This window comes from Faecalibacter macacae (assembly GCF_003687725.1).
In the GTDB taxonomy this organism is placed as follows: Bacteria; Bacteroidota; Bacteroidia; order Flavobacteriales; family Weeksellaceae; genus Empedobacter; species Empedobacter macacae.
Genome location: NZ_RDOJ01000006.1, coordinates 1 through 12,176, shown reverse-complemented (window position 1 = coordinate 12,176; position 12,176 = coordinate 1). Strand labels below are relative to the sequence as shown.

Here is a 12,176-nt window from a genome sequence, read left to right as displayed (position 1 = left end):
ATAGTATCCGAATGACTCAACCACAAATTGCTGTAATAACTTACAATACACCTCATCGTAAAACTCAAGATGTTTTACATGGTTTAAAAGCAAAAGGCTATAAAAATGTAAAAGTGTATGCTTTGCCATTTATTCAGCGCGAAAATCCTTTCAAACCAATTTACCAACATCGTCCAAGTAAAGCGATTAACGTAGAAGTAGAAACGTATACAAATAATTTTGACTATCAATTTGAAACGACAACTGCTGATACATTAAATATGCAATTATTAAATGATAAAGCTGATTTCGTAATTATTGCTGGTGCTGGTTTATTACCTGATGAATTGGTAGAAACACATAAAATTATCAATACACATCCTGGTTTTTTACCAAAAACACGTGGATTAGATTCTTTAAAATGGGCAATTACTAAAGGTGTAGAAATTGGAGTTACAACGCATTTTGTAGATACTGAAGCTGATGCTGGATTTTTAATTGAACAACAATTAGTTCCAGTTTATAGCAATGATACTTTTCATTCGGTTGCGCAACGTCAATACGAAATTGAAATTGAAATGTTAGTGAATTCAATTGAATTAATACCCACATTGAACGACTTCCCTTCACTTTCGACTACTGAATTTGAAGCAACACGTAGAATGCCTAAAGCTATTGAAGAAGTGTTAATGAATTCTTTCGAGAAGTATAAAGAGCAATTTAAAATTGATTAAAAGAAATTTCAATTTAACATAATTAAAAAGGTCATTCTGCAAAGAATGACCTTTTCTATTGATCAAGGAATTATAACATTATATAATCATTTTCTTTAGAGGATGATATAGCAACAAAAAAATTATCATCAAAACTCCGCATACAAAAAGAGTTCTAAAAATCTGAATATCTGTTATTAATAAAGCTTGATTATATAAATTAGATTTTAACTGTGATGTTGTTAAACTAACAGCATCGTTAAATAAATGTGTTGTACTATTTGCATTGAAAAGCGAATCCCATTGCGATTGAAAATTTGTCTTTGTTCTATCCAAATTCTCAGTCATATAAAACTGATGTTTAGTCGTTAAATAAAGAACTACATTTTGCATTAAACTGAATCCGATTGTAGATGTCCAATATCTTGTTGCAACTGCAGCTTGCATCGTATTCATAGAATAATTCGCATGTACACTACCTACCATATATTGTAATATTGGCGAAAATAAAATCCCTTGCCCTAACCCTTCTACAATTAAAGGAGGAATTACTTCTGATGGTTTTGCATCTGGCACCAACAAATAACTAAACCAAAGCATACTAACGGATAAACATAAAAATCCTAAAACAAACACTGTTCTGTAACTTACGCCTTTAACAATCATTAAATAAGATAAAAAAGCTCCAAAAAACACGCCGTAACAATTGTAGTATTGTATATCCAAAACAAATTCCCAGTGCCATTTCCAAACAACATTCATTACTTGGTAAACATTACTCATACTTGATTTAAAAATGTAAAGAACAAAAAAGATTAACACTCCAATTATAACGCGTTCTGATTTTAAAATGCTAAAATGAAATATTGGTTTTTTAGAGGTTAATTGTTGTAAAACAAAAATTCCGGAAAAGACACAGAATCCAGTAAATGCTGCAATAATATAAGGCGATTGGAACCAATAATAACGTTTTCCGTATATTAAGACGAAAGCACCCGAAATAAGACTAAACATCAATAATATATAACCGGGAAGATTTAATTGATATAGAGGTTTTTTCGGGTACAAACGACCATGGCTAAATAAAAAAACATAGATAAATAATGCAATGATATATGAAATCATTACAGTATATAACATCATGTTATACGTATAATTTTCGATTGCAAATTTTACGATTGACGTTGAAAAAGTAGCTCCTGTCATCACAAAACAATACAAAAATGAATTTCCTAATAATCGCGAATAAGGATTTTTTAAACGCGACATAATCAAAGGAACAGCAATACAACTTTGTAAATAAGCTGATGTTCCTTGAATGGCTCTTAAACAATAAACCAATTCTTTATTTGTTGAAATTGATAACATCAACAAAACTAAAATATTAATTATTGTAATTATTAATAAATATGAACGAATATTAAAGAAATGAAATAATCGTTCGTTAATGCATAATCCACAAACTATGGTAGCATATGCCAATGAAAAAATAAATTGTAAATCGTCTACATCTACGTCTAAAAATGAGGCAGTGAAAGTACTGTTCATATTAAAAAACGGGATAATCATAGCATAAGGAATCATCGTTACAATTAGTAATGGAATGATTAATTGCTCTGGAACCCATTTTTTGAATATGGAGTGATTATTATGCATTAAATGCTCTAGTATTGAAATTATTTATGTTTTATAAAATAATAAACTGAAGATCTAGCTTTATCTTAATTGATGAATATCTTAAAATATATTTCAATTTTTTATTATCTTAAAAACGTGAGCAAACTTAAGGGCAAATCAAGTATATTGATTTTTATATTCAGTCAATATATTTGTTCATTTAAGCCAATATCAGTTTCATTTAGCTATATATTTTACACAATATTTGGTAATAAAAAAGATTGAATAAAATTCAATCTTTCAAATACAAAACATTTATTAAGCTAAAAATCAATAAATTATTCTTCGAAAAGGTCTATAAAATATTATTCCACAAACGACTAAAGCTCCAATTATAAATAAGTAATAAAAAATTTCTATGCTACTAACTAATAAAGCTTGGCTATATAATTTTGCTTTAATAGAAGACATCGTTAAACTAATTGTATCATTTGCTAAATAACTCGAATCAAATTTATTATATAATTGATTCCATTCTTGCTGAAAAATTGGATTGGTTACATCTAAATTTTCATTCATAAAAAATTGATGTTTTGTCGTAAAATGTAACATAACATTTTGCATCAGACTATATCCAATAGTACTAGTCCAAAATCTAATTGCAGTTCCGGATTGTGCCGCACTTCCCGATATCGATGGATGTACTGATCCTAACATATACATCGCAATTGGAGTGAATAAAATACCCTGAGAAAAACCTTGTAGAAATAGTCCCGGAATCACCATTCGTACTCTTGTATCTGGAGTAAAAATTGTACTGAAGTATAACATACATCCAGATAATAAAGTAAATCCAATGGTAAAAATAATTTTAAAATCGACTTTTTTACTTAACATAAAATATGAAAAAAATACACCTAAGAAAGAACCTAAAACATTATAATACTGCAAGTTTAAAACATATGTCCAAGGATATTTCCAAACCTGTGCCATTACTTGATAAACATTACTCATGCTCGATTTCATAATGTAAAGAAAGAAGAATAAAATCAATCCTATAATTACACGATCTGATCTAAAAATTTCAAAATGAAACAATGGACGTTTAGACGTTTTTTGATGGTATATAAACAATCCACTGAAAAGTAAACACAACGAAAATGCTATTGTGATATTAGTCGATTGAAACCAATATAATTTTTTACCATAAATAAAGAAATATGCTCCCGAAACCAAAGAAATTGCCATTAAAAGAATACCACCTAAACTTGTTTGATACAATGGTCTTTTAGGAAATAATCTATTTTGATTAAATATCAAAGCATATAAAACCAATACGAAAATATGAAACAGTATAATCGTATAAACAATCATATTATGCGTATAATTTTCTATCGCAAATTTGATGATTGATGTGGTAAATTTATCACCAGTCATCATAATTGCATATAAACATGAAAATGCTATAAATTTAGCATTTTCATGTTTAATACTAGAAATAATAATTGGTAAAAGAATACATCCCTCGAACATTGATATTGGCGCTTGTAAAATACGTAATACCAAAAGAACTTGAGTGTTTGTCGTTAATGACATTCCATACAAGACGAGTATATTTAAAATCGTCATTAATAACAAATAGGAACGAACATTAATACGTTGAAATAAACGGGTATGAATGAAAAGTGAGCATACAATTAATGCATACGCCATCGAAAAAAGGAACTGTAAATCATCTACTTCTAAATCCAAAAATGACGCAGTAAATGTACTGTTCATATTAAAAATCGTTAATAGCATAAGGTGCGGAAACAGAGCTACAATCAAGATTGGAGCTATATATTTCTCGGGAACCCAACTTTTGAATATAGAATTAGGATTTTTCATGTTACTTCACTTTTTCGGTAGACACTATCACGTTCATACCAGTTCTTAATTTTTCATTATTTTTTGATTTTTTCAATAGAATTTTAATTGGAAAACGCTGTTCAATTTTTACGAAATTTCCAGTTGCATTATCAGGTTTAATTAAAGAAAATTCAGAACCAGAAGCTGGAGATAAAGACTCTATCACCCCTTCAAATTCAATATTTGGATATGCATCAGCTGTAATTTTAATTGGTTTATCTAAATCAATTTCTCCAATTTGCGTTTCTTTAAAGTTTGCAACAATCCACTTTTCTTTAGAAACTACTTGCACTAAAGCCTGTCCTTCTTTAATTAATTGACCTTCTTGAATATTTTTTACACCAACCCAACCGTCATAAGGCGCAATGACATAAGTATACGATAATTTTAATTTCGCATTATTTAATTCAGCTCTACGATGAGAAATTTGCGTTTTAGCAGGTGCAACTTTTGTTTGTTCTTCCGAAGTACTTACGTTAATTAAATGTACTTGTTGTTCTAGCGCTAATAAATTTGCTTTCGCTTGTTTGTATTTAGCTTCAACTTCTTCAAATTGTTGAACTGTTGCAGCATCTTGTTGCACTAAATTTCTGAAACGTTCGTAATCTTTTTGTGTACGCCAAACTTCAATTTTAGCGGCTTCTATATTTGCATTAATTACATTCGCATTAGTCGCTTTTGTATTCACTGCACTTTCGTAAGTTGCTACAGATTCTGATGTACTTTCTAAGTTTGCAGCTGCAATGTTTACTTCATTAATATATTCTCTGTTATCAATTAAAACCAAAGTATCACCTTTATGAACATATTGATTTTCTTCAAAATAAATTTTATCAATAAAACCAGGCACACGGCTAGAAACTGGCGTAATGTATTGTCTTACCTGTGCATCGTTTGTATTAACATGCGTACTCGAAAAAAAGTAAAACCACACCATGGCTCCTAAACCTATAATTATAAAAACCCATGCGATTAAAGACAATATTTTATTCAGTCTTTTTTCTCCTTTCGTTAATTGTTTTGCTGCCATAAAAAGATTAGATATTACCTAAAATATACTGTAGTTGATAGTATTTTAATTGTTTATTAATTTGTAATGAAATCATTTGAGATTCGGCTTCCAAATAAGCATTATCCGCATCGATTAATTCGGTAATCAAACTCAATTGATTCGCATATTTTAATTTTACGATACGATAATTTTCTTTTGCTTGCTCCATAGCTTCTTTAGCAATTTCTATTTTCTCAATTGCTTCTTGGTATAAGCGAGTTGCACGAAAAACATCATTTCTGATTTGTTCTTCTTTTTCCTCAACTTCCAACTTCGCGATATTTATTTTCTCCGAAGCAATTGCCATTTTTTCTTTGTTCTTATAAAAATTAGCTAATGGAACTTTCACGCTGAAACCTACTGCTCCGAAACGATATAAATTCGCAACCGGTGGGAAAAACATAAAGTTGGGATAACTATACCCATATTCTCCTCCACCTGTGATCGTAGGTAATTGATTTGCTCTAACTATTTTCTTCTCGATATTTTTTATCGAAATATCCTTTTTAGCAATTTCTAAAGCTTCATTTTTATCATAAGCTTCTTCAACCAATTGCTCTTCAAATCCAAATAATTCTGTATCAGTAATTAACCCCTTTGTTGTGATATGAAATTCTTCGTGTTCAGGAAAAGAAATTAAAGTCTTAATCTGGTGTTCAACAATCGCTATTTGATTATCTAACTCCGTGAACGCCATTTTGTGATTCGATAATTGCAATTTTGCTCTTAAAACTTCGTTATTCGTTACCACTCCATTTTTGCGTAATGCGTCAATGTGATGAATATTAACGGAATCTTCGTGCATTTTTTCACGCAATAATTCTTGCTGATCTTCGATATGTCTTACCTGTAAAAATCCAGTTATTATTTCTAAACGTAAATCTTTACCTGTTTTCTTTGTTTTTAATTTAGAAATCTCAGTTTCTATTTCTGCTTTTTTTTCATCATTTTTTAATCGACCTCCCAAATAAATTGGAATCTCTGCAGATAAAGTGAAATTATATTGTTCTCTTGGAACTTCGTATTTTGTAGCTGGATGCAAAAAACCACTTTCAAATTGTCGGATATTACCTAATACCTTAAATCCTGTTTTAAAGTCAATATCTGGTAACTTTTCCATTTTAAGGTCTTTTTCTTTTGTTATCGCTACTTGTTCATTGATTGAATTAATTTGTAGTATCTTGTTATTATTCATACCAATTTCAATCGCATCATTTAAAGAAAATCGATGATTATCTTTTTGTGAAAATGCTTGAATTGATAAAAAAAGAGCACACAAAAGCAGTTGATATTTAACGGATGTTAAAACCATATAATAATTCTGTTGTTAAAATGTTCTTGGAAAATTTTGATACAAATGTACAAGCGACTAATAAAGTTTACTTGGCGAAATAAGAAAACAATTTGTTCATTTAAGCCATTTTTCGGAAATTTGTTAGGTTAAAAAAAGGAGAAGAATTATGTTCGATTGGAAACCCACATTTGAAGAAGTTGATCAGCAAGGAATTGAATTTTATATTAATCATTTCCAAATTGATAAAGTTGAATCCATTAAGCATCAGCACAATAAGACACAACTGCTATACGCAGAGGGTGGAATCGTACATATCTTTACACAAGAGCAACACTGGTATTTACCTGCACGTTGTTTCATGATAATTCCGGCTGATATTCCACATTATATTTTAAGCTTAAATCAAAACATTCAGTTATTTAACTATTATTTTGAAATTGATGAATCTGATAATGAATTTTTCAAGAAAAAGAATATTTATTTTGCAAATGATCTCTTACGTGAAATGATTTTGTATACGAGAAATTGGAATGGACCTTTAAAGAAAAATACTACACCATATTTCTTTCTTAGAGCAATCAAATCTGTTCTTCCTGATTTAATTGATAAAGAGATTCCTTTTCCTATCCAACATCCATTTCCAAAAGATGAAAAATTAATAGAAATAGCACGTTTTTTAAACCGAAATATTGAAAAAAATTTTACATTAGAAGAAGTTGCTAAAGAATTTGGCATGAGTTCTCGTACACTTTCAAGAAAATTCAAAACTAATATTGGAATGAACTATGTCCGTTTCTTACGTTCACTACGTATTACTAAATCATTAGAATTGATTGCTGAAAATAAATATAATATGTACGAAATTGCTATGCTTGTTGGATATAACAGCTTATCTACTTTTAGTAATATTTTCTTTAAAGTATTAAATATGAGACCGACTGAATATCAACAAATGATACAACATCGTAAAGATTTTTAAGTAAATTCACATAATAATTAACACAAATGAATTTTAAATACAACTACTACTTAATTCCAATTATTATTGGTGTAATATTATTATCAATTGGAGTAAAATTTATTGAATCCTACGGAATCGCAATATTTTTAATACTGCCTTTTTTTATTGGTGCTTTAACAACCATTTTACTAAAAAAGTATCGCCCTGAAATCTATTCTTTAAAAAATGCTATTTTCTCTGGATTTGCAAATATATTAGTTATCTCATTGGCTATTTTATTGGTAGGAATCGAAGGGTTAATTTGCATTTTTATGGCCAGTCCAATTTTATTATTATTTATATTTATTGGAGCTGCAATTGCGCACACTTATGTAGATAAAATAAAAAATACCAACGCAATTATTATCTTTTTTTCAACGGCTATTTTAGGACTTTCTTTTGCAGAAAAAGATAAAACACCAAGCTTATCCAAAGTAAAAACCTCGATAATAATCAACGCACCAATTGAAAAAGTTTGGGAAAATGTCGTGGTTTTCCCACAATTAGAAGAACCGACAGAACTTTTATTTAAAGCAGGAATTGCTTATCCAATCAATGCAACTATCGAGGGTGAAGGTGTTGGCGCAATTAGATATTGTAACTTCACAACAGGTAGTTTTGTTGAACCAATCACGACTTGGAACGCTCCTACTCATTTAGCTTTTGATGTTTTAGAACAACCAGAACCTATGAAAGAAATTTCGTATTGGAATTTTGATGCGGCACATTTACATGATTATTTTGTTTCGAAGAATGGTGAATTTCGTTTGAAGAAAATTGACGAAAACACTACTGAATTAACCGGAACAACTTGGTATACACATAAAATTTATCCAGAATTCTATTGGAGAATTTGGAGTGATGAAATTATTCATCTAATTCATAACCGTGTATTAACACATATCAAAAAAGAAGCAGAAAAATAATGCCTCACGAATTTTCTATATATACACCAAAAGAGAAATCTTTATTCACAGATATTAATCTAAAGCCTTTAGCATTTTTAGGATTGGTTTTCAGTTTATTTATTTTAAATGAATTAATTGACTTACCACAAGAAGAAAAATTCAGAACAATACTTTTAAATAGTCTTTGGATTACAGTTGCTCTTGTAGGATTTTATTATTACAGTTTAATGAGAATTGATGTTATGATTACGGAAGATCAACTCACAAAAAAATTAAAATTTCATCCAAATTATATTCAAATTGACACAACAATAATACCTTTAGATACAATCAAGTCTATCAATTTTATACTCAAAGATTTTAAGATTAATCCTATAGAAGATTTAATCCTAAGGAAACGAAATCCTTATAAAAACCTGAGCATAGGTATTGGAAATTATCTAACAATTGAACTTAAGAATCTCGAATCGCAGAAAATTCAATTTCAAAGAATTTCCGAAAAAGAATTACTAAAAGTAAAAGATGAATTAATTCATTATTATCAAAAAGGAAAAATCTCTTTACTTAATGTAACTGAAGCTTTACATATTACAAAATACGAGGATATTCAACAATTTATAGAAGATTACCCAACAAAAAACGTCAACTAATTAGTTGACGTTTTTTGTTTTATACTTAATTTTTAAATACTTATGATTAATATTTTCCGTAAATTGAAAAGAAAACCTATGAGTACAATCGCATTTGCCGGAAGTAACAGTAAAACTTCCATCAACAAACAATTAGTTACGTATGCTATTCATATTTATGGAAAAGCTGAAATTTTAGATCTTAACGATTATCAAATTCCAACCTATGATATTGATATCGAAAAAAACGAGGGTTTTCCTAATGATGTAAAGAAATTCTTTGATACAATAAAAGCTGCATCTACAATTTTCATTTCCTTTTCAGAACATAATGCCTGTTTTACTGCTGTATTTAAAAGTTATATGGATTGGTGTTCTCGAATAGATCCTAAATTTTTTACCGACAAAAAAGTTTTTGCATTAAGTACATCTCCTGGTGGATATGGTGGAAGAAATGCTTTGGAAGCAGGAATTAAATTAGTTACAAAATTTGGTGGAACTGTTTTACAAGAATTCGCTCTGCCGAAGTTCAATGATAATTTTGTGAATGGAAAAATAAACGATGAAACGTTAGATCAAGAATTAAAGTCTAAAATTGAATTATTCCGAAGTGAAATTTCTAAATAATTTTACAGAAAATAACATACATCAATCCATAATAGATAAGAACATTATTACTTTTGCTTCAAATTAAGATAAAAAATATACAATGAAAATAGTTGCATTTGCAGGTTCTATAAGCAAAAAATCAATTAATAAAGAATTAGTTAATTACGTGGTTAACCAAATTAAAGGTCACGAAATCAAAACTTTAGATTTAAATGAATACGAAATGCCAATTTATTCTATTGACCGTCAATTAGAAAATGGTTTTCCTGCTGAAGCAGAAGCTTTTTACAAAGAAATTAAGGAAGCTGATGGAGTTATTATCTCTTTAGCAGAACACAACGGAAACTTCGCAGTTGCATTAAAAAACATTTTAGATTGGGTTTCTCGCATTGAAATGCCTTATTTAAAAGACAAAAAAATCTTATTATTATCTACTTCTCCAGGTGGATATGGTGGAGGAAATGTGATGGAAGTTGGTTTAAAATACTTTACACATTTTGCAAGTGGACATGTAGTAGCAAATTCTACTTTCCCATCATTCAATGATCACTTTAAAGATGGTGAAATTATTCACGATGAATTAAAAGCTAAAATCGACGAAAAAATTAAAGCATTTGAATGTGCTTTATCTGGAGTTGAAGCTTTCTAAAAAAAGATACAATCAAATAATAGCCTTCATTTTCATGAGGGCTATTATTATTTATAATCAAATTACTTTACACAAACCACTACAAAAAAAGGGTTATATCTAACTTTTATCATTTTTAAACAATCATATTATTTTTACTTTAGTGCAAGAAAAGTAAGAGAAATTTAAAATTCTATAATAGACAGATAATATATTATACAATACTGATTATCAGTGTATATAGATTTAACAAATGATATACTATAAAAATATCTTATTGTTTTATCTAAAATAGAAATTGAAAAACATTTGCATCGGTTATTATCAGTAATACATTTGCAGTAGAAAAAGTAACAAAACACACTTTTACTTTTAAAAAAGAATATTTAATAAATATAAAAACATTACAATTATGTCATTAGTAGGAAAAAAAGCGCCTTTATTTACAGCGCCTGCAGTAATCGATGGAGATGAAATCGTAGAAAACTTTTCAATGCCAATCGGAGAGAAAAATATCGTTTTATTTTTCTACCCAAAAGACTTTACATTTGTTTGTCCAACAGAATTACACGCTTTCCAAGCTAAATTAGCTGAATTCGAAAAAAGAGATGCTGTTGTAATCGCTGCTTCTTGTGATTCAGAAGAAACTCACTTAGCATGGTTAAACACTGCTAAAGATAACGGAGGTATCGAAGGTGTTACTTACCCAATCGTTGCAGATTTAGCTAAAACTATTGCTATGGACTACGGTGTATTAGCTGGTGAGTACGTTTACAACGAAGAAAACGATTCATTAAAATTCGAAGGTGCTCCAGTAGCTTACCGTGGAACTTTCATCATCGACAAAAACGGTGTTGTTCGTCACGAAACTATCAACGACTTACCATTAGGACGTAACATCGATGAGTACGTACGTTTATTAGACGCAATTTTACACGTTGAGAAATACGGTGAAGTTTGTCCAGCTAACTGGGAAGAAGGAAAAGATGCTATGAACGCTACTAAAGATGGTGTAGCTTCTTACTTAGCTTCTCACTAAAAAATAACTTGGAATCTTAGAATTCCAAAATTCACGAAGAGGCTGTCTAAATTTTGACAGGAGATTTTTAAGGGATTCATTTTCAATATAAAATCACTAAGTTAATACCTTAGACAGCCTTTTTTATACCCAATTTTTAACTTTTAAAAATTAAAAAAATGTTTGCAGAATTAGAACAAGATAACTTAGCACAAGTAGTTGCTGACAATAATATAGTAATCGTACAATACGGTGCAGGATGGTGTGGAAACTGTCGTTTAGTAAAACCAAAATTCAAAAAATTAGCTGCTGAGTACGAAGGACAAGCCGAATTTTTATACGTTGATGCTGAAAAATTACCAGAATCAAGACAATTAGCTGAAGTTCCAAACTTACCAACTTTCGCTGTATTTAAAGGAGGAGTTAATGTAGGACAAGTAACTGCATCTAAAATTGATGCTGTAAAAGAATTGATCAATGAAGCTGCCGGTATTTAAGAATTTAGCAAAAACTGTTTCTGTAGAAGCTATGGAAACTGCATTAGAAGTTTTAGAAGCTTACGCTGATTCTCCTGCGGTTAAAGAACCGGAACAAGAGGTAATCGGTGAAATGATTTCTAACATTTGTGGAGCAATCGAAATGAAACAAATGATGGATGAAGGTATGGACGAGCGTACTGCTGCAAATACTTTTATGCAACGTGTAATGGGATCTATCGATAAATAAGATATCAGATACTTTATATATAAAAAAGCCAACTTTTAGACTGCACCCAAAAGTTTGGACAGATTAAAAATTAATAATTATAAAAATGAGTTCGAT

13 protein-coding genes are annotated in these 12,176 nt (G+C 29.5%); 9 read left to right on the top strand and 4 right to left on the bottom strand.

The genetic code is table 11. The annotated features are described in order from the left end of the window. Positions 1-11: 11 nt before the first annotated feature. Positions 12-713 carry a formyltransferase family protein gene (locus EAH69_RS05770; RefSeq protein ID WP_121934236.1) on the top strand — a complete coding sequence of 234 codons (702 nt, stop codon included), beginning with the start codon at positions 12-14 and terminating at the stop codon, positions 711-713. A gap of 78 nt (positions 714-791) precedes the next feature. On the opposite strand, the gene EAH69_RS05765 is transcribed toward EAH69_RS05770, so the two are convergent. The 4 genes from EAH69_RS05765 to EAH69_RS05750 all read right to left on the bottom strand — a co-directional run bounded on the left by EAH69_RS05765 (position 792) and on the right by EAH69_RS05750 (position 6,580). Next, positions 792-2,348, bottom strand: coding sequence for a hypothetical protein (locus EAH69_RS05765; RefSeq protein WP_121934235.1), 1,557 nt, complete (start codon positions 2,346-2,348; stop codon positions 792-794). A gap of 291 nt (positions 2,349-2,639) precedes the next feature. After that, the gene (locus tag EAH69_RS05760; RefSeq protein ID WP_147439095.1) at positions 2,640-4,088 is read right to left on the bottom strand and encodes an efflux MFS transporter permease; all 1,449 of its coding nucleotides are present in this window, start codon (positions 4,086-4,088) and stop codon (positions 2,640-2,642) included. A 109-nt stretch (positions 4,089-4,197) separates the two neighbouring features. Beyond that, complete coding sequence (locus tag EAH69_RS05755; RefSeq protein ID WP_121934233.1) at positions 4,198-5,247, bottom strand: HlyD family secretion protein; 1,050 nt, start codon at positions 5,245-5,247, stop codon at positions 4,198-4,200. 7 nt (positions 5,248-5,254) lie between these two features. Further along, positions 5,255-6,580: a TolC family protein gene (locus EAH69_RS05750; protein WP_121934232.1), complete on the bottom strand. Its 1,326-nt coding sequence runs from the start codon at positions 6,578-6,580 to the stop codon at positions 5,255-5,257. Between the two features lie 148 nt (positions 6,581-6,728). Here EAH69_RS05750 and EAH69_RS05745 point away from each other — a divergent pair, with 148 nt between their 5' ends. The 8 genes from EAH69_RS05745 (at position 6,729) to EAH69_RS05710 (ending at position 12,080) form a co-directional block, all read left to right on the top strand. After that, positions 6,729-7,541 (top strand): AraC family transcriptional regulator, encoded by an 813-nt coding sequence (locus tag EAH69_RS05745; protein WP_230466721.1) that lies wholly within the window; start codon positions 6,729-6,731, stop codon positions 7,539-7,541. A 26-nt stretch (positions 7,542-7,567) separates the two neighbouring features. Then, the gene (locus EAH69_RS05740) at positions 7,568-8,488 is read left to right on the top strand and encodes an SRPBCC family protein (RefSeq protein ID WP_121934230.1); all 921 of its coding nucleotides are present in this window, start codon (positions 7,568-7,570) and stop codon (positions 8,486-8,488) included. Then, positions 8,488-9,120: a hypothetical protein gene (locus tag EAH69_RS05735; RefSeq protein WP_121934229.1), complete on the top strand. Its 633-nt coding sequence runs from the start codon at positions 8,488-8,490 to the stop codon at positions 9,118-9,120. The genes EAH69_RS05740 and EAH69_RS05735 overlap by 1 nt, the downstream gene beginning before the upstream one ends. A 78-nt stretch (positions 9,121-9,198) precedes the next feature. After that, positions 9,199-9,726 (top strand): NADPH-dependent FMN reductase, encoded by a 528-nt coding sequence (locus EAH69_RS05730; protein WP_121934366.1) that lies wholly within the window; start codon positions 9,199-9,201, stop codon positions 9,724-9,726. An 82-nt stretch (positions 9,727-9,808) separates the two neighbouring features. Continuing rightward, positions 9,809-10,357 carry an NADPH-dependent FMN reductase gene (locus tag EAH69_RS05725; protein ID WP_121934228.1) on the top strand — a complete coding sequence of 183 codons (549 nt, stop codon included), beginning with the start codon at positions 9,809-9,811 and terminating at the stop codon, positions 10,355-10,357. A 391-nt stretch (positions 10,358-10,748) separates the two neighbouring features. Then, the gene (locus EAH69_RS05720; protein WP_038336698.1) at positions 10,749-11,375 is read left to right on the top strand and encodes a peroxiredoxin; all 627 of its coding nucleotides are present in this window, start codon (positions 10,749-10,751) and stop codon (positions 11,373-11,375) included. Between the two features lie 158 nt (positions 11,376-11,533). Beyond that, a complete protein-coding gene (locus EAH69_RS05715) occupies positions 11,534-11,851 on the top strand; it encodes a thioredoxin family protein (protein WP_121934227.1) in 318 nt (105 codons plus the stop codon). Next, on the top strand, positions 11,832-12,080 hold the full coding sequence (locus EAH69_RS05710; protein ID WP_121934226.1) for a DUF6952 family protein: 249 nt from the start codon (positions 11,832-11,834) through the stop codon (positions 12,078-12,080). Before EAH69_RS05715 ends, EAH69_RS05710 begins: the two co-directional genes overlap by 20 nt. Positions 12,081-12,176 lie beyond the last annotated feature (96 nt).

Excerpts from the sequence above, each read along its gene's own strand:
- EAH69_RS05760 (WP_147439095.1), bottom strand. The coding sequence starts at position 4,088 with ATGAACAGTACATTTACTGCGTCATTTTTGGATTTAGAAGTAGATGAT.
- EAH69_RS05765 (WP_121934235.1), bottom strand. The coding sequence starts at position 2,348 with ATGCATAATAATCACTCCATATTCAAAAAATGGGTTCCAGAGCAATTA.
- EAH69_RS05725 (WP_121934228.1), top strand. The coding sequence starts at position 9,809 with ATGAAAATAGTTGCATTTGCAGGTTCTATAAGCAAAAAATCAATTAAT.
- EAH69_RS05770 (WP_121934236.1), top strand. The coding sequence starts at position 12 with ATGACTCAACCACAAATTGCTGTAATAACTTACAATACACCTCATCGT.
- EAH69_RS05745 (WP_230466721.1), top strand. The coding sequence starts at position 6,729 with ATGTTCGATTGGAAACCCACATTTGAAGAAGTTGATCAGCAAGGAATT.
- EAH69_RS05750 (WP_121934232.1), bottom strand. The coding sequence starts at position 6,580 with ATGGTTTTAACATCCGTTAAATATCAACTGCTTTTGTGTGCTCTTTTT.
- EAH69_RS05755 (WP_121934233.1), bottom strand. The coding sequence starts at position 5,247 with ATGGCAGCAAAACAATTAACGAAAGGAGAAAAAAGACTGAATAAAATA.
- EAH69_RS05730 (WP_121934366.1), top strand. The coding sequence starts at position 9,199 with ATGAGTACAATCGCATTTGCCGGAAGTAACAGTAAAACTTCCATCAAC.
- EAH69_RS05710 (WP_121934226.1), top strand. The coding sequence starts at position 11,832 with ATGAAGCTGCCGGTATTTAAGAATTTAGCAAAAACTGTTTCTGTAGAA.
- EAH69_RS05740 (WP_121934230.1), top strand. The coding sequence starts at position 7,568 with ATGAATTTTAAATACAACTACTACTTAATTCCAATTATTATTGGTGTA.
- EAH69_RS05720 (WP_038336698.1), top strand. The coding sequence starts at position 10,749 with ATGTCATTAGTAGGAAAAAAAGCGCCTTTATTTACAGCGCCTGCAGTA.
- EAH69_RS05715 (WP_121934227.1), top strand. The coding sequence starts at position 11,534 with ATGTTTGCAGAATTAGAACAAGATAACTTAGCACAAGTAGTTGCTGAC.
- EAH69_RS05735 (WP_121934229.1), top strand. The coding sequence starts at position 8,488 with ATGCCTCACGAATTTTCTATATATACACCAAAAGAGAAATCTTTATTC.